A 19,282-nucleotide genomic window follows, 5' to 3' on the forward strand; every position below is an offset into this window, starting at 1 on the left:
CAGCGGAAAAGTCCTTATCATGGCCGAAAATCCTCGCATCCTCGTCGATGCCTCCAGTTTCCTCTATCGCGCCTTCCACGCACTGCCCGATCTGCGCGCCCCGGATGGTTTGCCCACGGGCGCCATCTACGGTGTAGTGAATATGCTGCGGCGTTTGGAACGCGAGTATCCGCAGGGTGAGATCATCGTCATCTTTGACGCCCCCGGGCCGACCTTTCGCGATGAAATTTTCAACGAATACAAGGCACACCGCCCCCCTATGCCGCAGGAACTGCGGGTGCAGATCGAGCCACTATTGCAGTGGATTGGCGCTACGGGCTTGCCGCTCCTGCGCGAGCCAGGCGTAGAGGCCGACGACGTCATTGGCACCCTGGCGCGGATGACGGAGGCGCAACGTCCAATCCTCATCATCAGTGGCGACAAGGATCTCGCTCAACTTATCGATGACCGCACCCAGATTATCGATACCATGAAAAACACCCTGCTGGATGCGGCGGGGGTACGGGAAAAATTTGGTGTCGAGCCGTCACAGATCATTGATTACCTTGCTTTGGTTGGCGATAAGGTGGACAACATTCCGGGGGTTCCTGGGGCGGGGCCGAAAACCGTGGCGAAGTGGCTCGCCCAGTATGGGACGCTGGAGAATCTTCTCGCCCACGCCGAAGAGATTGGCGGCAAGATTGGCGAGGCCCTGCGCGAGAGCCGGGAATTTCTGCCGCGCAGTCACGACTTGGCACGCATTCGCTGTGATCTCCCCCTCCCTGCGCAGGATTACCAACGGCGTCCCGCCGACATCGCGGCGCTCCTGGCTCTGGCCGAGCGTCTCGGCTTCTCGACTTGGCGGCGCGAATTTCAGGCGCAGCAAGGGGGCGGCGATGCGCCCGCGCGACCCGCCTCGATGACCGACCCCATTCATCGTGATCGCTATTGGTTGATCGATACGGACGATGCCCTGATGACACTGCGGGAGCGCCTGGAGGCGGCGCAGCTGGTCGCCATCGATACCGAGACGACTTCCTTGAATCCGCATGAGGCCGATCTGGTGGGGATTTCTTTTGCTTGGCAGGAGAATGGAGAGACGCAGGCGGCCTATCTGCCCGTCGGGCACCGCGAAGGAAGGCAGTTGCCGCGGCAACAGGTTCTGGCCGCGTTACGGTCGTGGCTGGAGTCGGAGCGCCCCAAACTGGCGCAGAATGCCAAGTTCGACTGGCAGATCTTCTGGGGACAGGAGCTTCGACCCCAAGGCCTCTTGCGTGACACCCTGCTGGCCAGTTACGTGCTCGATTCCAATGGTCCCCACGATCTCGATCATTTGGCCGAACGCTTTTTGCAGCACGAGAACATCCGCTACGAGGACGTGACGGGTAAGGGCAAGAAGCAGCGGAGCTTTGCTGCGGTGCCCATCGACGAGGCGTTGCCCTATGCGGCAGAGGATGCAGATGTTTGTTTGCGTCTCGATGCTCTACTCTGGCCGCAAGTGGAAAAAGAGCCAGGGCTTCGCCGGGTATTCAACGATATCGAAATGCCCTTGGTTTTGGTCCTGGCGCGCATGGAGTGGGCCGGAGTAAGGATCGATCGGGAGCAACTGGAGGCGCTGAGCACGGAACTGGCCTCAGCCATGGAGCAAGTAGAGCGGGAGGCGCAAGCGCTCGCCGGGCAGGTCTTCAATCTCTCTTCGCCCAAGCAAATCCAGGAAATTCTTTTTGACAAGATGCAATTGCCCGCGCTCAAAAAGACCCCCAAGGGCCAGCCCTCCACCGATGAGGACAGCCTGGCCCAACTGGCCAGTCATTCGCCCCTACCCGGTCTGATTCTGGAATATCGCAGCTTGGCCAAATTGCGGAATACCTATGCTGATGCCTTGCCGCAGATGATTCACCCGCGCACCGGTCGGGTACACACCCATTATCGTCAGGCGGTGGCCTCCACCGGGCGCCTGTCCTCCAGCGATCCCAATCTGCAGAACATTCCCGTCCGCAGCGAGCAAGGACGTCGGATTCGTGCCGCCTTTATCGCTGCTCCCGACCATCTCCTGATCAGCGCCGACTACTCGCAGATCGAGTTGCGCATCATGGCGCACTTGTCCCGGGATGCAGGTTTGCTGGCTGCCTTTGCGGCGGGAGCGGATATTCATCGTGCGACGGCCGCCGAGGTCTTCGAGATTGCGCCGGAACAGGTGAACGACGAGCAGCGGCGGGCGGCAAAGGCGATCAATTTTGGCCTGATTTATGGCCAGACCGCCTTTGGTCTGGCGCAACAGTTGGGGGTCGACCAGGCCAGCGCCCGGGCCTACATGCAGCGCTACTTTGAGCGCTATCCGGGGGTGCAGGAGTACATGGAACAGACCCGCGCGCAAGCGCGCAAGCAGGGGTATGTGGAAACCCTCTTTGGCCGGCGGCTCTATGTACCCGAGATTCAATCGCGCAATCCGGCCCGGCGCAACTATGCTGAGCGCGCTGCCATCAACGCCCCCATGCAAGGGACGGCAGCGGATTTGATCAAACTGGCGATGATTTCCGTGGATGCCTGGCTACAAGAGGATGTTGAGCGCGGCAGGATGATTTTGCAGGTCCACGATGAGCTGATTCTGGAGGTTCCAGAGCCGGGCCTGGAGGCAGCCTGTGCGGCTTTGCGGGCACGCATGGAAGGGGCGGCAGCGCTGGCGGTACCCCTGAAAGTCAGTTTAGGTTGGGGACATTCCTGGGCTGAGGCCCATTCTTGACCATCAATGGGTGGCGTTGTTGTGGAACATCTTGAGAATGGCGTCGCTGCTGAGTTCTTCCCCGTTCAGCGCCATCGCCAGGACCTCGCCGCCAATCACCTGGGGGGCGATGATCATCTCTGGTTGAACGCGCTGCACCCGCTTGAGATTTTTGCTGTCATTGACGGCGGCGACCGTCTTGGCGGGGCCTTGTAGCTCGCGTACGGCGAGAATGATGAAGGCATTTTCCGAGTCGTCGGCCCGCAGGGCGAGCACGGCTGCCGCTGCACTCGCGTCGGCCTGATTGAGGACATCGGTATCGCTGGCATCGCCAATGATCACATCCTCGGCCTGAAAGTAGGTGTCATCGGGTTGACGCAGTAGAATCACTCGCACCACCTGCTCACGCTGCTTGAGCTCGCGGTAACTGTTTCGCGCCAGTGGCGTGTCGCCGACAATAAGATAGTGATTTTTCAGAGACATTACAGTATCCCTCGATAATCTCATTAAAATTGAACTTTACTTTAGTCTTTAGCATCAAAGGGGGGTAGCTTTTCCCGGACTTCACCTCCCTGTCCGGGATGGGAGTCCTCTCCTCCCTTTGAGGACTCGTTATTGTCCCCCGCTTCTGGCGGGGGGCTTTTTTCCAGCCACAGCGCCAATTGTGTTTGTAGTTCGGCAAGCCCTTCGCCCTCCTTGGCGGAAAACAACTGCGCCGTACTCCCCTGCATTTCCCCGGCGCGCAAGACCTGCAGCAGCGTCTGGCGGGCGGCGCCACGGGAAAGCTTGTCGGCCTTGTTGAGCAGGACATGCACGCGACGCTGGTAGTGCGCGGCAAAGCGCAAAAGGTCACGATCGAAGGGCATGAGCGGATGCCGGATATCCATGACCAGGATCAGTCCGCGCAGGCTCCGGCGATCACGCAGGTAGCTACTGAGCAGTTCTCCCCATTGCTTCCGCATGGCCTCGGGAACCTTGGCATAGCCGTAACCCGGCAAGTCGACCAGGCGCTGTTCTGTTGTCCCCAAGGTAAAGAAATTCAGCGCCTGAGTCCGGCCGGGAGTGCGGCTTACGCGGGCCAGCGCCCGTTGTTGGCAGACGCGGTTGAGCACTGAGGATTTGCCCACGTTGGAGCGCCCCGCCATGGCCACTTCGGCACCGTCGTCGGCGGGAAGTTGGCCACTGCGGGTCACACTCAGCAGATACTCCGCCTGTTGCAGGGCAACAAAGGGCTGGGATCTGGCGGCGAGATGGGGCTTGGTATGGTCCATGCTTGGAGCATAGCCGGGCTGCACAGCGGCTGGCAATTCCTAGCGGAGTCGCTAGACTGCGGGGCAGAGAAAAGAAACGGGAGGTAGTTTTGCAGACCGCAAGCGGTGTTCGGCCTGCGCAGTCGTCGCGCCTGCGGCTGCTGGTGCAGTTCTTGGGATCCATGCGTTTGGCCGTCAGTCTTCTGGTGCTGCTCGCCATTGCATCGGTCATCGGCACAATATTGAGTCAACAGCAGCCCTACGAAAACTACCAGCTCCAGTTTGGCAGCTTCTGGTTCCAGGTGTTTCGTGAGTTGGGCCTCTACAACGTCTACCGGACGGTCTGGTATACCGGGATCGTCGCCTTCCTGGTGCTGTCCACGGCCACCTGTGTTACCCGCAATTCGCCGCGCATGCTGCGCGACATGCGGGCGCTGCCGGTGCGGCAGCGGCGTGGGGCCATCCGGGCGCAGGATCAGTTTTTTGCGCACGATCTTACCCTTTCTCCTGAGGCCATGAGCGCAGGCCTGGCGGATCTGCTGCGCAAGGCAGGTTTTCGCCCGCGTCTGGAACGCGATGGGGATGATGTTTATGTGGCGGCGCGCAAGGGGCGCTTTCATCGGCTTGGTTATTTTCTGACTCACCTCGCAATCATCCTGATCTGTGCCGCAGCCCTCTACAATGCCGATATCCCGGTGAAATGGGCGGAATGGACCGGGGCGTTGCGCCCGGCGACGAATTTCGACCTGCCTTTGTCTCAGATTCCGCAGGCGGCCTGGATGCCGCTGCACAACCCTGCCTATCGCGGCATCATCACTCTACCGGAGGGGCAGACGGCGGATGCGGTTTTCGAAATGGCAGGCAACGGCTATCTGGTGCAGCCCTTGCCCTTTCGCATTCATCTGCGCTCTTTTCATGTCAGCTATTATTCCACCGGCATGCCGCGAGACTTCGTTTCTGACGTCGTGCTCTATAGCCCCACCGGGAAGGAGCTGAAGAGCGGCATTATCCGTGTGAATCATCCGCTGGCCTATGATGGCGTGGAGATTTACCAATCGAGCTTCAGTGATGGAGGCTCTCTGCTGCACTTGCAGAGCTATGTACTGGGCATGCCCGCAGTGCATCCCGGCATGCTTTCCGGCCGCGTCGGACAGACCCTGCAGGCAGGGAATTCCGGCTATTCGGTACAACTGAAGAATTTCTCGCTTTATAACGTCATGCCGCGCGCGGCTGTTGGGGAGAAGCCCGATCCCCAGCATCCCATGGTCAACCTGGGACCGAGCTACACCTACATCGTTCATGACCCGCATGGCGGTGCTGCCGAGTTCAAGACCTATTTCAGTCCCATCACCCGGGCCGGACAAAGCTATTTTGTACAGGGCTACCGGCAGGCGCTCGGCGCTCCCTATCACTATATGTACCTTCCGGTAGGCCCACAGGGTGGGGTCACCCTGTTTCTGAATTATCTGGCGGCCTTGCAGATTGCCGCACGCAGCGGTGCGCAGGCCTCTCCGGCAGAATTTCAGCAAATTTTTGCCATGCTCGCGGCACGCGTCGCGCCCTCGATGTCGAGGGCTGAGCAAGATCGCTTTGTCCAGGCCAGCCTCGATGCCTTGGCGCAGATGCGTGACTACCCTGCCCCTTTCCTTCTCCGCCTACAGTCTTTCGATCACCGCTGGGCGGCCGGTCTGCAGGTCACCAAATGGCCCGGTACGGTGCCGATCTACTGGGGTTGTGTCGCGCTGGTTCTGGGCATTTTCATCCTGTTTTATCTGCCACAGAAGCGGATCTGGGCGCTGATCGAGAAACGGGAGGGCGGTTGCCACCTGGAGTTGGGGGGTACAGCCGACCGCAACAAACGAGAATTTGCCCGGGAATTTGCCGCCTGGGAGCGTGCCTTGCAGGCAGCCCCCGGACAAGAGAAAGGTTCATTACACTGCTGATTGGGTAGGAGAGGAGCGAAAAATATGGCAAAGAGCATGGAATCCTGGGTCGAAAATCTGCCACCGGAATTTCAGCACCGCAGTGGCGCAGAGATTTTTCGTCACGAAGCGGTTTGGATCCTTGGCCTGAGCGCAATCGCCGCATTCATTGTCTTGCGTTGGGGCGCGAGCTTTGGCTATTGGCAATTTGTGGTGCTTGGGTCTTGGTATGTTGGCTTACTTCTCGCGGGTATCGCTTGGCGCCCCCTGCAATGGGCTACGGTAGCCAGCGTCTTGCCCGCCCTCTTCGCCGTGTGGCTCTATGCGCATGGGCAGACCGCGACAGACAATATCTTGCTGCATTACGTCTTGCAGGGCGTTGCCGCGGCGCTGTGGATGTCCGCCCTCCTGCTCCTCGGTACGGTAGCCTATCTTGCTTATGCCGTCACCGGCCGCGCTGGCATTGGCGCCTGGGCCACGCGCCTGACCTGGGGCGGGGTAATCTTTGGCTTCATTGGCCTGGGCGTGCGCTGGCGTGAGACCTATCTGGGGCACCCGAGTTGGGGACATATTCCCGTCAGCAACCTGTGGGAAGTCTTTGTGCTCTTCTGTGCCACCACGCCGCTGTTTTATCTGTACTATGAAAGCAAGGCGCAGAATCGCAGCCTGGGCGCCTTCGTCATGCCCCTCGTGGCCGCTGCGGTGGGCTTTTTGCTCTGGCTTACGGCGGCGCAGCATATGGATCAGATCGAGCCGCTGATTCCCGCTTTGCAGAGTTTCTGGATGAAACTGCATGTACCGATGATGTTTGTGGGGTATGCGAATTTCACCATCGCCAGTCTGATCGGGGTAGCGTATTTACTGGGGGATTGGTCTACCAAGCGCGGCGGCGTACTGGCGCAACGGCTGCCCGAGGCAGCCCTGATGGACGAGGTCATGTATCGGGCCATCGCTCTGGGCTTTCTCTTTTTTACCGTGGCTACCATTCTTGGTGCCGTTTGGGCGGCGCGGGCCTGGGGTGGTTTTTGGTCGTGGGACCCGAAAGAGACCTGGGCCTTGATCGTTTGGCTCAACTATGCGGGCTATCTGCACGCGCGGGTGGTAAAAGGCTGGCGTGGCAGAACCATGGCCTGGTGGTCCTTCCTCAGCTTATGGGTGGTAAGCTTCTGCTTCTTGGGCGTAAATATGTTTCTCTCCGGCTTGCATTCATATGGGAAGCTTTGAAGAAAAAATACATGAACTAGTTGCTAGTTTTGGTGTTGGGAGAAAAGAATCGGGCAAAGAGAAGGAGATATAGAGCCTGCAGTCCCGCCCCCAGATAAAAGGGCCAAGTGAGATAACCCGCGGCAAAGAAAAGCCCGGCGACGACTGGGCCGATGGCGCGCGGGGCTTGAATGCTCAGGCTGTTGATGGTGGCGGCCAGGCCTCGATGGCGCTGGCTGACGATGCCGAGAAACAAGGCCTGGCGCGAGCCGATGCTGCCTTGGTTCATGGCTGAACGGAAAATATAGGCGAGCATGGCCAGGAAAAAGTTGGGAGCGAACGGAATGGCCAGGAGCATCAATAAACCCAGGAGACGCAGGCGCACGACCGCCCCGACCATGCCAAAGCGAGCATTCAGGCGAATGCTCCCGATTGAGCTGGCCGCAGCGACAAGGAAGGCAATGGCCATTCCTGGGCCGATCAGCGCGGGTCCAGCGTGAAAACGTAGGTGCATCCAATACGCCATCAGCGGTCCGATCAGCCCAATGCCTAGGCCGTTGAGACTATTGATCGCCCCAAAAGCCAGCAGGGGGCGCCAGCGCAGCGGCTCGACTGCGGTGTTGTCGTCGGTCTGCAACGCTTGTGCCGGAACCTTGGGCTCCTGGGCGGAAAAGAGCAGCCACTGACTCGCCAAAGCGCCAAGCAACACTAGGACAAATAGGCTGCGGTATCCCATCGCTTCCGGGATTGCTGGCGTGAGCCAAGCGGGAAGTGCGGCAATGGCCGCGCCCAACCCCATCCCGACCAGACCGATTGCGGTATTCACCGGCAATACGTGGCCCCAGCTTTCCTGGGGCAACACGCGGGAGAGCCATGCCTGTTCGGCAGGTGCGAAGGGGCCCGCGCCGCCATTGGCGCCGCGACCGAAGGCACCAAGAATGGCGGCAATGCTCAGGAGTAGGGTATTGCTGCTGGCTAGGGCCAAGACGGCGGCGCCAGCCTGAACGCCCTCATAGACCAGCAGAAAGCGGCGAGCCCCATAGCGGTCGCTGGCAGGACCGACGAGGAGGGTGGCGAGACCGCCAAGCAGGAGACTGCCGGAATACAATGCGCCGATCGCCACCGCAGTCCAATGCAGGGCATGCAGGTATAAGGCAAAATCGACTACTAGCGCGCCTTGGCCCAGGCTGCGGGCGGCTCGCGCGGCGAGGAGCCGCTGCGCCGCCGCAGGCAGGTCTTTCAGGAGCACAGGACGCTTGGGCGGTCTAGAGGTTTCACCTCAAACGGCCAGGGGCGAACGGATGGGTCGATTATCTGGCTCGACGTGGACAACCTGGGGCTGCCAGTTACGTGCTTCTTGCGGACTGATTTGCAGATAGCTGGCAATAATGAGGAGGTCACCTAGCGCGACGCGCCGCGCCGCTGCACCGTTGACGGAGATGCAGCCGCTGCCGGCTGCGGCGCTGATCGCGTAAGTGGTGAAACGATCACCATTGTTGACGTTGTAGATCTGGATCTGCTCATGGGGCAGGATTCCGGCAGCCGCCAAGAGATCGGCGTCAATGGCGCACGAACCCTCATAGTCCAGTTCTACTGCGGTGACCCGCACGCGATGCAATTTGCTCTTCAGCATCGTCAATAACATCAAGGCTCCTCACGCTTCTTGTTGCCGCGATGTGCGAGACGATTTACGCCCATGACAACCAGAAGGAGCAAGACCGGAGTCCCAACCATGACGATGACGTCTCCCCAAACACTGAGCATGTGTGGTGCACCTCTTTCACTTACGCGTTGCAAGTGTAGCGCGCCGGGACGGGTCGGGGAATCGCGCCGGAGTTTTTGCTAGACTAGCGCAACTCTGTCCCGCTGCAAGGATTTTCTCCATGGCCCAATATGTCTTCACCATGAATCGCCTGAGCAAGGTGGTGCCACCCAAACGCGTACTGCTCAAGGATATCTCTCTATCCTTCTTTCCCGGCGCGAAGATCGGGGTCTTGGGCCTGAATGGCGCAGGGAAGTCCACTTTGCTGAAGATCATGGCCGGAGTCGATACCCAGTACGAAGGGGAGGCGACGCCGATGCCAGGGATCAAGATCGGCTATCTACCCCAAGAGCCGCAGGTGGACCCGGAAAAGACCGTGCGCGAGGCCGTGGAGGAAGGTCTGGGAGAGATTCTCACGGCGCGGGCGGAGTTGGAGCAGGTGTATGCCGCCTATGCCGAACCCGATGCCGATTTTGATGCCCTGGCGACGGAGCAGGCGCGACTGGAGGCGATTCTCGCTGCGGGGGACGGACACCAAGCCGAGCAGCAGATGGAAGTGGCCGCAGATGCCCTGCGGCTGGCCGCCTGGGACGTCAAGGTCGGTACCCTGTCCGGCGGTGAGCGGCGACGTATTGCTCTGTGTCGGCTCTTGATCAGCCGCCCGGACATGTTATTGCTGGATGAACCCACCAACCACCTCGATGCCGAGTCGGTGGAGTGGCTGGAGCAATATCTGGCGCGTTTCCCCGGTACGGTGGTGGCGGTGACCCATGATCGCTACTTCCTCGACAATGCGGCGGAATGGATCCTGGAGCTGGATCGCGGACAAGGCATCCCCTGGAAAGGGAATTACTCGACTTGGCTTGATCAGAAAGAAAAGCGCCTGGAGCAGGAGGCGCGTGCTGAGGCTTCGCGCATCAAGGCGATGAAGCAGGAGCTGGAGTGGGTGCGGCAGAGCAGCAAAGGTCGGCAGAGCAAGAGTAAGGCCCGTCTGGCCCGCTTTGAAGAACTCAGTTCCTATGAGTATCAGGCACGTAATGAAACCCAGGAAATCTTCATTCCCGTGGCCGAACGTCTGGGCAATGAGGTGATCGAATTCGAAAAAGTGAGCAAAGGTTTTGGCGATCGCCTTCTCTTTGAAGACCTCAGTTTCAAGGTGCCGCCGGGCGCCATCGTCGGGATCATCGGTCCTAACGGCGCGGGAAAATCGACCTTTTTCAAGCTGATTACCGGGCAGGAACAGCCGGATAGTGGTACCGTCAAGATCGGACCGACGGTACAGCTTGCTTACGTCGATCAGTCGCGCGATGCCCTTGATGCGAAAAAGAACGTCTGGGAAGAAATCTCCGGCGGTTTGGACATCTTACAGATTGGGAAGTTTGAGATTCCCTCGCGTGCCTATTGCGGGCGTTTCAACTTCAAGGGCGCAGACCAACAAAAATTGGTTGGTCAGCTTTCTGGCGGAGAGCGTGGCCGCCTGCATCTGGCGGCAACCCTGCTCAGCGGCGGCAACGTCCTGTTGCTCGACGAGCCGTCCAATGACCTCGATGTAGAAACCCTGCGCGCCCTGGAAGATGCCTTACTGGAATTTCCCGGTACGGTGATGGTCATTTCCCATGACCGCTGGTTCCTCGACCGCATCGCCACCCACATCATTGCTTTTGAAGGGGATGCCCACGTCGAGTTCTTCACCGGCAACTACCGCGAGTATGAGGAAGACAAGCGTCGACGTCTGGGAGAAGAGGCGGCGCGCCCACATCGGCTGCGCTATAAGCCAATCACGCGCTAGCTTTACCATCATACATACCAGTTGGTATGATGTGGCTCCATCGCGAATACAGGAGAATCTGGTATGGATGTCATGAGCGCAGTGCAAAATCGGCGGGCCGCAAAGTCCTTTGATCCGCAACATCAAATGTCGGCAGAAACGCGGCGGGTATTGCTGGAAAACGCTGCATTGGCGCCCAGTGCGTACAATATTCAGCATTGGCGTGTCGTCGACGTGCAGGACATTGAGTTGCGCAAATCCATTCGAGAGGTCGCTTGGGGGCAAGCCCAGGTAACCGACGCTTCGTTGCTCTTGGTTCTCTGTGCGGATCTGGAAGCCTGGCAAGAGCGGCCGCAACGGTACTGGGCTACGGCACCGCAACCGGTGCAGGACTTTCTCCTTCCCAAGCTCGATGAATACTATCGCGGTAAGCCAGAGGTCGCACGCGATGAGGCAATGCGCAGTCTGGGAATTTTGGGGATGACCTTGATGTTGCTAGCGCAGGATCTCGGTTATGACAGTTGTCCCATGGATGGTTTTGATTATGCGGCCGTAGCGCGTCTAATTCGTTTGCCAGCCCACTATGCGATTGGCTACATGGTGGCCATTGGTAAGGGGCAGGACAATGCCTGGGAGCGTAATCGCTTACCGCTACAGGATTGGTTGATCAAGAACCATTTCTAACTTTGCTCTGTCGATCATCTGGATTTATCGGGCACTTTGCGGCAGACTTTAGGCCTATGTACCAAACGAACATAGGCTTATGGCAGCCCACGTGCCCCACATTCTGGTAATCCACGGTCCCAACCTCAATCTTCTCGGCAGACGTGAGCCGCAGCACTATGGCCAGCAGAGCCTGGCGCAAATTGATGCTGCCTTGCAGGCGCAGGCGCAAGCCTGGGGATGGCAACTACGTTCGCTGCAAAGTAATGCGGAACATGTGCTCGTGGATGCCGTGCAAGAGGCGGTTCAGCAGGGGGTAGATTTCATCATCCTCAACCCTGCCGCGTTTACCCATACCAGCATCGCCTTGCGCGACGCGCTGAGCGCTGTTGCCATTCCCTTCATCGAAGTGCATCTATCCAACATTCACGCGCGGGAGCCCTTTCGCCGCCATTCTTATTTTTCCGATCTCGCCCAAGGGATCATCGCTGGTCTAGGTCCGGATGGTTATGGCCTCGCTCTCGAAGCGGTGCACCGCCGTTTTTCGGCCTGAACAACTGCAAGGAACTGCACATGGACATACAATTCATTCGCCGCCTGGCTGATCTCCTGGAAAAAAGCTCCATAGACGAGATTGAGGTGGTAGAAGGCGAGAGCAAGGTACGCATTACTCGCCATCAGAACATTCCAGCCGCAGCACCCATGCATTATACCCTGCCAGCAGCTGCTGCTCACCCAGCCAGTTCGGTCGCCCCACAGGCCGAGTCTGGGACGGTGACCAAGGCAGAACCGCCGCAACCAGAAGGGTACATGATCAAATCTCCCATGGTGGGCACCTTTTACCGTGCCTCTGCCCCGGAGGCTTCCCCCTTCGTTGAGGAGGGCAGCGTGGTCAAGGCTGGACAAACCCTCTGCATCATCGAGGCCATGAAGCTGCTCAACGAGATTGAGGCGGATGTGGGCGGCAAAGTACTCAAGGTTCTGGTGGGCAATGGGCAGCCCGTGGAATATGGGGAGCCACTTTTCATCATTGCCCCCGAGTCGTGACATGTTCGGCAAGATTCTGATCGCCAACCGTGGCGAAATCGCCCTGCGCGTGCAGCGTGCCTGCCGCGAGCTGGGCATCCGTACGGTTGCCGTGCACTCGGAGCCGGATCGCGACCTCATGCATGTCAAACTTGCGGATGAGTCGGTGTGTATTGGTCCGGCGCCCTCAGACAAGAGCTATCTCAATATCCCCGCGGTGATCGCCGCAGCGGAAGTGACCGATGCCCAGGCCATCCATCCGGGATTTGGCTTCCTGTCGGAAAATGCGGATTTCGCAGAACGGGTGGAGCGCAGTGGCTTTGTTTTCATTGGTCCACGCCCCGAGAGTATCCGTATGATGGGCGACAAGATTGCAGCCAAGAGCGCCATGCGCAAGGCTGGCGTCCCCTGCGTACCCGGTTCTGATGGCCCTCTGCCCGAGGATCCCGCGGAGATTCAGCGTCTCGCGCGGGAAATTGGCTACCCCGTCATTCTCAAGGCCGCCGGCGGCGGTGGCGGGCGTGGCATGCGGGTGGTTCATACCGAGGCACATTTGCTCAGTGCGGCCAGTCTCACCACCGCCGAAGCCGGACGTGCCTTCGGTAACCCGGTTCTCTATATGGAAAAGTTTCTCGAGACGCCGCGCCACATCGAGTTTCAGGTGCTCTGCGACGGGCACGGCAACTGTGTGCATCTGGGGGAGCGGGATTGTTCGGTGCAGCGGCGGCACCAAAAAGTCATCGAGGAGGCTCCGGCGCCAGGGATTACAACAGCGCAGCGGCAATCGATGGGTGCGGCGGTGGTTCAGGCTTGCAAGGATATCGGCTATCGCGGTGTAGGCACGATCGAATTCCTCTACGATCCAGTAGCAGAAACCTTCTTTTTTATCGAGATGAACACCCGCGTCCAGGTCGAGCATCCGGTCACCGAATTGATCACCGGCATCGACATCGTCAAGGCCCAGATCCGCGTCGCCGCGGGAGAAAAACTCTGGTTCAGCCAGGATGACGTGCAGCTCCGTGGTCATGCCATTGAGTGTCGCCTCAATGCCGAAGACCCCGAGCGATTCGTCCCCTCTCCGGGGCAGATCACGGCCTGGCATCCACCCGGTGGACCCGGAATCCGCGTCGATAGCCACATCTACGCGGGTTATCGGGTGCCGCCTTATTATGATTCCATGATTGGCAAGCTGATTGCGAGCGGCAGTGATCGTGCGGAGGCACTGGCGCGCATGCGCAGTGCCCTGCGCGAAATCAACATCGAGGGCATTCAGAGCAACATCGCCCTGCATCGCCGGATTATCGACGATGCCCAATTCTCCGCGGGCGGGGTACATATCCACTACCTCGAGGCCTTGCTTGACCTATGAGTTCAGCTTGGTGGCAGCTACATCTTTGCGTACCTGGCCAAGATTTGCAGGCGGTGGAAGAGTCGTTGCTGGCTGCCGGCGCTGAAGCGGTTACCTGGTTAGAGGATGACCAGGCGGCTCCCGTTTTCGTCGATGGTGAATATTGGCCCCTGAACCGGGGGGCGGCCCTGTTCGCCCGGGATGAGCAGGTACGTGCTGCGGTGGATGTCCTGCTGCGACAACACTCTTGGCAAGGCTACGAGCCGCGTTGGGAACTGCTGCCCGAGCAGGACTGGGTTGCCGAAACCCAGGCCGCCTTCCCCGCGCAAAATCATGGGCGGCTTTGGGTTGCGCCGCACTGGGCCGATGTCCCCGCTGCGGCTCTGGTGTTGCGGCTGGATCCCGGTCGCGCCTTTGGTACCGGATCGCACGCAACTACAGCCCTGTGCCTGGAGTTTTTGAGTGATCGGATCCAAGGCGGCGAATCGATACTGGATTATGGCTGTGGTTCCGGCATCCTTGCCATAGCCGCCCTGTTGTTGGGAGCAGAATCTGCGCAGGGTGTGGATACCGATCCGGTAGCTCTCGAGATCGCGCGGGCGAATGCTCAGGAGAATCATGTTGCGGACCACATTTCTTTCTGTTTGCCGGAAGGGGAGGAAACCCGGCAATATGCGGTAGTCGTTGCCAATATCCTCGCGGCGCCGCTGATTGAGCTTGCGCCACGCTTGGCGCAGCGCGTCTTGCCCGGGGGGGTGATTGCCCTCTCGGGCTTGCTTGTAGAACAGGAGGATCTGGTCATGGCTGCCTATGCGCCGTATTTTGTCTTCACGTCGACAAGGCGGCGGAGCGACTGGTCCCTGATGGTAGGAGAACGTCTGCCAGGAGAGCGAGATGGAAGTCCAATGCCCGCGTTGTGAATCTGCCTTTTCCGTGGCTCCCGAAGCATTGCGCAAGCATCAGGGCGTTTTGCAGTGCAGTGTCTGCGGTGAAGTTTTCCAGGTGCCGATTGCCGCGCCCGGCGTCGCCAAGTCCATCGAAGCCGAATCGCGCCACCCTGGAGGGCTGGGTCGCGGGTTCTTGCTGGCAATCATCGTCTTTCTGGTGCTGATCCTGATCGTGCAGATCCTGTGGTGGACGCGCAGTTATGCCTATCTGGCGACCTACGCGCCCATTCGTTCGGTGCTGCTGCAGAGTGCCCATAGTCTGGGGGTAGAGGTACCTTGGCCGGGACCGAATCGGGAAATTCATATCACCCAGAGCACGGTGACAGCGCTACCCGACCACTTGGCGATCATTCGGGGAAAACTGGAGAATACCTCCGGAATGGTGCAGGCCTATCCGCAGATTCAAGTCGTGCTGAGTAATGCCTATGGTTCGACGATCCGTACGCTGACTTATACACCCCAGTCCTATCTTCCCGGCGACGTATTGGTGGGTAAGGGATTCGTTCCCGGCCATGCAGTCGATTTTGTTTTGCAAGGTCCGCAGCTGGAGGCGGCACCAGGCTACCAGGTTACCCTCCTGAGTCAGCCATGATGCGCGAGCCCATGTTACGCGATCAGATGCCAAGCCTGCGTGACTGTATTTTTCACGAGGTGGAGCAGTATTTCTCGGACTTGGGCACTGCCCTACCGCGGGATCTCTACCAGCAGGTCATGGAGGAGGTCGAGCGTGCCTTGTTGGAGAAAGTGCTGCAGCGCAGCGGGGGGCAAAAGGGAATTGCAGCCCAGTGTCTGGGCATCAACCGCAATACGCTCAGTAAAAAGATCCAGCGTTATGGGCTCGATATCTGAATGACGGGCTTTTGCCAGGATGTATCCAGATTGGTCTGATCGCCGTTGCCTTGGAAGCGCTGGTAGTAGGCCATGACCTTGGGTACATAGTCTTGCGTTTCCTGGAAGGGCGGGATGTGATAGCCGGCCTGAATGACCGCTTGGCTGCCCGCGTTATATGCCGCCAGGGCCAGGCGCAGATCACCACTGAAGCGGTGGAGTAGGTCAGCCAGATACGCCGCACCGCCGCGCACGTTTTCTTCCGGATTGAAGGCGTTCTGCACCCCGAATCGGCTCGCGGTGGCGGGCATCAATTGCATCAGGCCCATGGCCCCCTTGCTCGATACAGCCCCTGCGTTGAAGCCAGACTCTACCCGAATCACGGCATTGAGCAGGGCAGCACTCAGCCCAAATCGCTTTGCCGCGGCCAAAACGACGGGCTGCAGCTCTGCGCGTGCGACCGGATCAAAGTGTTGTCGGGCAATCTGCGCGGCCATCTTCGGGGTACGCATCACCAAGTGATAGGGCGCCTTGTGCGACGGGAGATTGGTGAGGTGGATTACTCCGTCGCTGCCGGTGTACTCATAAATATCTGCCTGCGCCATGCCGGTCGTGAGGCTAAGTAGCGACCCCAGCAGCAGGTACCTAAGCTTCATTTGATGACTCGCAAGCTCGGACGCTGGGTGTCTCCCCGGTCGTCTGGATTTTTGGGGGTAGATTCTGGTCCCGGAGAAGTCGGTATGACGGGTTCTGGAAACCCCATCCCCTCTTGCGTTTCCGCTGCATAGATGGCAACCACTGCGGCCATGGGTACGGCAATACGCCGGGCGACACCGCCAAAGCGTGCCTGGAATTGAATCCAGCCGTCGGCCATCTGCAGCCCGACAACGGCGGCGGGAGAGATGTCGAGGACGATCCGTCCATCGCGGTCGTAGCCAGCTGGAACCTCGACGCCCGGATAGTCGATCTTGACCACAATGAACGGTGAGTATCCCTGCTCCACGCACCAAGCATGAATGGAGTCCAGCAGGAAGGGTTTGGCGGATTCTGGTAGCAACTGCATCCCTCGGTTCACGACGCACTCCCCGGATAAATTAGTACAGGTGCGCAGTATGACAAGCTTGAGGGCAGCTTGCAGCATTTCTATTATCTTCTAAAATAGTTCTGCGGTTCATCAGAAATTTTTGGCCGCAAGGTCGTACTGTTTTGGAGGAAATAATGACCGCTCTCACCAGTACCCGGCTGCGCATGCTGGGCTATGCCCTCGTCGCTGGATCTGCAGTTGCGCTTTCTGGCTGTGCGGCAACGCAAGTTGCATTGGAACACAAGGATCTCGACGTCCAGACCAAGATGTCCAATACCATCTTCCTGAATCCTGTGCCCCCGTCGGAGCAGACGGTGTACGTGCAGTTCAAGAATACCTCAGATAAAAGCTTGAACGTGGCCGCGCTGGAACAGGAGATTGATGCCAATCTGACCAATCAGGGCTACCGCATCGTTCCCTACAACCAAGCCCATTACATGCTGCAGATCAATGTGTTGTCGGTTGGTAAAATGTCAGAAGCGGCAGCACAGAAGTCTTTGACCAATGGGTATGGTGGAGCGGCATTTGGCGCGATTGCGGGTGCCGCCATCGGACAGAGTTGGACGGGGGCAGGCGCCGGTGGTTTGGTTGGGGGCGCGATCGGTCTGGTCGCTGACTCTTTGGTCAAGGATGTCACCTACGCGATGATTACCGATGTGCAGGTTGCAGAGCGGAGCAAGCAGGCGGTCCAGCAGCAGACTAACTCCAACCTCCAGCAGGGTACCAGTACCACTACCACCCAGCAGGTATCGGGTGAGGGCCACTGGCTTTACTATCGCACCCGCATTGTTTCTACGGCGAACAAGGTCAACCTATCCTTCAAGAATGCTGTGCCGGCTTTGCAGGGGCAACTGGTGCATAGCCTTTCGGGTATTTTGTAATTTTCCTGTTTGAGTAAGCAGAAAGGCCGCCTGCAGCGGCCTTTTTTGTGCCTGATTTGTCGCTGTGGCGGGCTGAGATTGGATGATTACTGGCGATGGTACTCCACCACCCGTTCGACTTCGTTTTTGGCGCCGAGGATGACGGGCACGCGCTGATGGAGTCCCTGCGGCTGCAGGTCGAGAATGCGCTCGCGCCCGGTGCTGGCCGCTCCGCCCGCCTGCTCGACAAGGAAGCCCATGGGGTTGGCCTCGTAGAGCAAGCGCAGCTTGCCGGGCTTTTTCGGATCGCGCGTGTCGAACGGATAGAGAAAGACCCCGCCACGGCAGAGGATGCGATGCACGTCGGCCACCATGGAGCCTACCCAGCGCATGTTGAAGTCCCGTTGCCGCGGACCCTCTTTCCCGGCATTCAGCTCGTCGACGTAGCGTCGTACAGGCGCTTCCCAATGCCGCAAATTACTCATGTTGATGGCATACTCGCTGGTGTCTTCGGGGACGCGCATCTGGGGGTGGGTGAGGACGTATTCGCCCACTTCGGGTAGCAGGGTAAAGCCATTTACCCCGTAGCCAGTGCTGTAGACCAGCATGTTGCTGGAGCCGTACAGGGCATAACCGGCGCAGACCTGTTTCGCACCGGGTTGCAGGAAGTCCTCCAGCGTGGCGTCCTTCCCTGCCACGGGGGCCTTGAGGATGCTGAAGATCGTGCCAACGCTGATGCCGACGTCGATGTTGCTGGAGCCGTCGAGGGGGTCGAAGAGCAACAGGTACTTGCCGCGTGGGACGCCAGCGGGTATCGCATAGGGTCCGTCTTCTTCTTCCGAGACCATGCCGGCCAGGTGACCCGTCCAGTCCATGGACTTGAGGATCGCGTCGTTGGCAATGACGTCCAGCTTTTTCTGCACTTCCCCTTGTACGTTGCCGGTTTCTGCACTGCCCAGGGCGCCGACCAGGGCGCCGCGATAGACCTGAGAGCCAATGAATTTGCACGCGACCATCAAGTCATTGAGCAGGGCGGCAAAATCTCCTGAGGCCTCGGGATAGAGGCGGGTCTCTTCGATAATGAACTGACTGAGGGTGGTACCAATCTGCATTGCTGTGAGGTCCTTATGGCCGGTTCAACAGGCGCTGAGCGCCAAACGAAAATGGATGCTGGATTCTAGCGCGCGGCTCGGTCCAGGGTCTATCCATTGGAGAAACTGGACGTGCAGCCGATGAATTCCGCCACTGATTTTGGGATAGATCTGCGGATGTTGTGTCTCAATTTGCAAAAGGGACAGCGTTTGTCGGGGATTGAGAGGGGTGCCAAAGCGCCCGTGCTCGGCGATTTGGGTGCTCCAGGCGAGAGATTCCCGCAGAAAGCGGAGAATGATTTCGATGCTGCCTTCCAGAAGGTCGAATTCGGCGCGCCAGTGCTGAAATTGCAGTGCCCGAAACTGAGGCTCTTGTTGTTCCCAGAAGGCAAGCAGGGGTAGATCGGCCCCAGTCAGTCCGCCAGCGATCGCTTGACGCCCACGCGCGAGCTGGAGTAATTCCTGTTGTCGCAAGGTGTCGGCAAAACTCTGGTGGCTATCCCGCAGCACCTGTTGCTGAGCGCGTAATTGATTTTCCCAGACCGCCAGCGCCGCGTGATCGATCAATTCCGACGCCTTCCATGCATGTAGCGCCTGAATCAGACGATCCAGCTCCAGCAGCAGATCAATCCGCAATTCGGGACGCTGACAAAAATCGAGAAGCTCCAGAAAGGTACGCAAAGCCGCTCGCACATTGCCGGGCTCCGTTCCCTCTCGGTCCAGGCAATGGAATAATCCTTCGAGTCGCAATAAGGAGCGGGTTCGCTCTTGTAACGCAGTTTCGTAGATGGCCATCGCGTCGTTCATTCCGCTTGCTAGGTCGAGAGTG

At 59.0% G+C, this 19,282-nt stretch carries 20 protein-coding genes; 12 read left to right on the forward strand and 8 right to left on the reverse strand.

Going from position 1 to position 19,282, the window contains the following annotated elements; all coding sequences use genetic code 11:
- The first annotated feature begins 19 nt into the window (after nucleotides 1-19).
- Nucleotides 20-2,722 carry a DNA polymerase I gene (gene polA / locus M5D89_RS03385; protein WP_248884405.1) on the forward strand — a complete coding sequence of 901 codons (2,703 nt, stop codon included), beginning with the start codon at nucleotides 20-22 and terminating at the stop codon, nucleotides 2,720-2,722.
- A 3-nt stretch (nucleotides 2,723-2,725) separates the two neighbouring features.
- Here polA and M5D89_RS03390 read toward each other — a convergent pair whose 3' ends face one another.
- Both M5D89_RS03390 and yihA read right to left on the reverse strand, forming a co-directional pair.
- Entirely contained in the window at nucleotides 2,726-3,184 is a 459-nt protein-coding gene (locus tag M5D89_RS03390; RefSeq protein WP_248884407.1) for an NAD-binding protein, read from the reverse strand.
- 41 nt (nucleotides 3,185-3,225) lie between these two features.
- Complete coding sequence (yihA, locus tag M5D89_RS03395) at nucleotides 3,226-3,972, reverse strand: ribosome biogenesis GTP-binding protein YihA/YsxC (protein ID WP_248884409.1); 747 nt, start codon at nucleotides 3,970-3,972, stop codon at nucleotides 3,226-3,228.
- An 89-nt stretch (nucleotides 3,973-4,061) separates the two neighbouring features.
- On the opposite strand from yihA, the gene M5D89_RS03400 reads away from it, so the two are divergent.
- Together M5D89_RS03400 and ccsB are read left to right on the forward strand one after the other, a co-directional pair.
- Nucleotides 4,062-5,894: a cytochrome c biogenesis protein ResB gene (locus M5D89_RS03400; RefSeq protein ID WP_248884410.1), complete on the forward strand. Its 1,833-nt coding sequence runs from the start codon at nucleotides 4,062-4,064 to the stop codon at nucleotides 5,892-5,894.
- A 24-nt stretch (nucleotides 5,895-5,918) separates the two neighbouring features.
- Nucleotides 5,919-7,097, forward strand: coding sequence for a c-type cytochrome biogenesis protein CcsB (gene ccsB / locus M5D89_RS03405; protein ID WP_248884411.1), 1,179 nt, complete (start codon nucleotides 5,919-5,921; stop codon nucleotides 7,095-7,097).
- Nucleotides 7,098-7,113: 16 nt separating this feature from the next.
- Here ccsB and M5D89_RS03410 read toward each other — a convergent pair whose 3' ends face one another.
- Together M5D89_RS03410 and panD are read right to left on the reverse strand one after the other, a co-directional pair.
- Nucleotides 7,114-8,325, reverse strand: coding sequence for an MFS transporter (locus tag M5D89_RS03410; protein ID WP_248884412.1), 1,212 nt, complete (start codon nucleotides 8,323-8,325; stop codon nucleotides 7,114-7,116).
- A 30-nt stretch (nucleotides 8,326-8,355) separates the two neighbouring features.
- The gene (gene panD, locus M5D89_RS03415; protein WP_248884414.1) at nucleotides 8,356-8,721 is read right to left on the reverse strand and encodes an aspartate 1-decarboxylase; all 366 of its coding nucleotides are present in this window, start codon (nucleotides 8,719-8,721) and stop codon (nucleotides 8,356-8,358) included.
- 238 nt (nucleotides 8,722-8,959) lie between these two features.
- Between panD and ettA the strand changes: the two genes are divergently transcribed.
- The 8 genes from ettA to M5D89_RS03455 all read left to right on the forward strand — a co-directional run bounded on the left by ettA (nucleotide 8,960) and on the right by M5D89_RS03455 (nucleotide 15,439).
- Nucleotides 8,960-10,627: an energy-dependent translational throttle protein EttA gene (ettA, locus tag M5D89_RS03420; protein WP_248884416.1), complete on the forward strand. Its 1,668-nt coding sequence runs from the start codon at nucleotides 8,960-8,962 to the stop codon at nucleotides 10,625-10,627.
- Between the two features lie 63 nt (nucleotides 10,628-10,690).
- Nucleotides 10,691-11,290 carry a nitroreductase family protein gene (locus M5D89_RS03425; RefSeq protein WP_248884417.1) on the forward strand — a complete coding sequence of 200 codons (600 nt, stop codon included), beginning with the start codon at nucleotides 10,691-10,693 and terminating at the stop codon, nucleotides 11,288-11,290.
- Between the two features lie 79 nt (nucleotides 11,291-11,369).
- Nucleotides 11,370-11,822 (forward strand): type II 3-dehydroquinate dehydratase, encoded by a 453-nt coding sequence (gene aroQ / locus M5D89_RS03430; protein WP_248884419.1) that lies wholly within the window; start codon nucleotides 11,370-11,372, stop codon nucleotides 11,820-11,822.
- 20 nt (nucleotides 11,823-11,842) lie between these two features.
- Nucleotides 11,843-12,316, forward strand: a complete 474-nt coding sequence (gene accB, locus M5D89_RS03435; protein WP_248884421.1) for an acetyl-CoA carboxylase biotin carboxyl carrier protein — start codon at nucleotides 11,843-11,845, stop codon at nucleotides 12,314-12,316.
- Nucleotide 12,317: 1 nt separating this feature from the next.
- Nucleotides 12,318-13,664 (forward strand): acetyl-CoA carboxylase biotin carboxylase subunit, encoded by a 1,347-nt coding sequence (accC, locus tag M5D89_RS03440; RefSeq protein ID WP_248884422.1) that lies wholly within the window; start codon nucleotides 12,318-12,320, stop codon nucleotides 13,662-13,664.
- Complete coding sequence (gene prmA, locus M5D89_RS03445) at nucleotides 13,661-14,563, forward strand: 50S ribosomal protein L11 methyltransferase (protein ID WP_248884424.1); 903 nt, start codon at nucleotides 13,661-13,663, stop codon at nucleotides 14,561-14,563. The genes accC and prmA overlap by 4 nt, the downstream gene beginning before the upstream one ends.
- The gene (locus M5D89_RS03450) at nucleotides 14,538-15,182 is read left to right on the forward strand and encodes a DUF3426 domain-containing protein (RefSeq protein WP_248884425.1); all 645 of its coding nucleotides are present in this window, start codon (nucleotides 14,538-14,540) and stop codon (nucleotides 15,180-15,182) included. Before prmA ends, M5D89_RS03450 begins: the two co-directional genes overlap by 26 nt.
- Nucleotides 15,179-15,439: a helix-turn-helix domain-containing protein gene (locus tag M5D89_RS03455; protein WP_248884427.1), complete on the forward strand. Its 261-nt coding sequence runs from the start codon at nucleotides 15,179-15,181 to the stop codon at nucleotides 15,437-15,439. The genes M5D89_RS03450 and M5D89_RS03455 overlap by 4 nt, the downstream gene beginning before the upstream one ends.
- On the opposite strand, the gene M5D89_RS03460 is transcribed toward M5D89_RS03455, so the two are convergent.
- Together M5D89_RS03460 and M5D89_RS03465 are read right to left on the reverse strand one after the other, a co-directional pair.
- Entirely contained in the window at nucleotides 15,421-16,074 is a 654-nt protein-coding gene (locus M5D89_RS03460) for a lytic transglycosylase domain-containing protein (protein WP_248884428.1), read from the reverse strand. The two genes, M5D89_RS03455 and M5D89_RS03460, sit on opposite strands and share 19 nt — an antisense overlap.
- Nucleotides 16,071-16,493, reverse strand: coding sequence for a stringent starvation protein B (locus M5D89_RS03465; protein ID WP_248884429.1), 423 nt, complete (start codon nucleotides 16,491-16,493; stop codon nucleotides 16,071-16,073). The genes M5D89_RS03460 and M5D89_RS03465 overlap by 4 nt, the downstream gene beginning before the upstream one ends.
- A gap of 143 nt (nucleotides 16,494-16,636) precedes the next feature.
- On the opposite strand from M5D89_RS03465, the gene M5D89_RS03470 reads away from it, so the two are divergent.
- Nucleotides 16,637-17,383: a complement resistance protein TraT gene (locus tag M5D89_RS03470; protein ID WP_248884430.1), complete on the forward strand. Its 747-nt coding sequence runs from the start codon at nucleotides 16,637-16,639 to the stop codon at nucleotides 17,381-17,383.
- Nucleotides 17,384-17,469: 86 nt separating this feature from the next.
- Here the strand turns inward: M5D89_RS03470 and M5D89_RS03475 are convergent, their stop codons facing one another.
- On the reverse strand, nucleotides 17,470-18,474 hold the full coding sequence (locus M5D89_RS03475) for a class 1 fructose-bisphosphatase (protein ID WP_248884431.1): 1,005 nt from the start codon (nucleotides 18,472-18,474) through the stop codon (nucleotides 17,470-17,472).
- Nucleotides 18,475-18,498: 24 nt separating this feature from the next.
- Nucleotides 18,499-19,260 carry a cell division protein ZapD gene (zapD, locus tag M5D89_RS03480; protein ID WP_248884432.1) on the reverse strand — a complete coding sequence of 254 codons (762 nt, stop codon included), beginning with the start codon at nucleotides 19,258-19,260 and terminating at the stop codon, nucleotides 18,499-18,501.
- Nucleotides 19,261-19,282: the final 22 nt, after the last annotated feature.

Origin of the sequence: Acidithiobacillus acidisediminis (genome assembly GCF_023277115.1) — a bacterium.
Classification (GTDB): domain Bacteria; phylum Pseudomonadota; class Gammaproteobacteria; order Acidithiobacillales; family Acidithiobacillaceae; genus Igneacidithiobacillus; species Igneacidithiobacillus acidisediminis.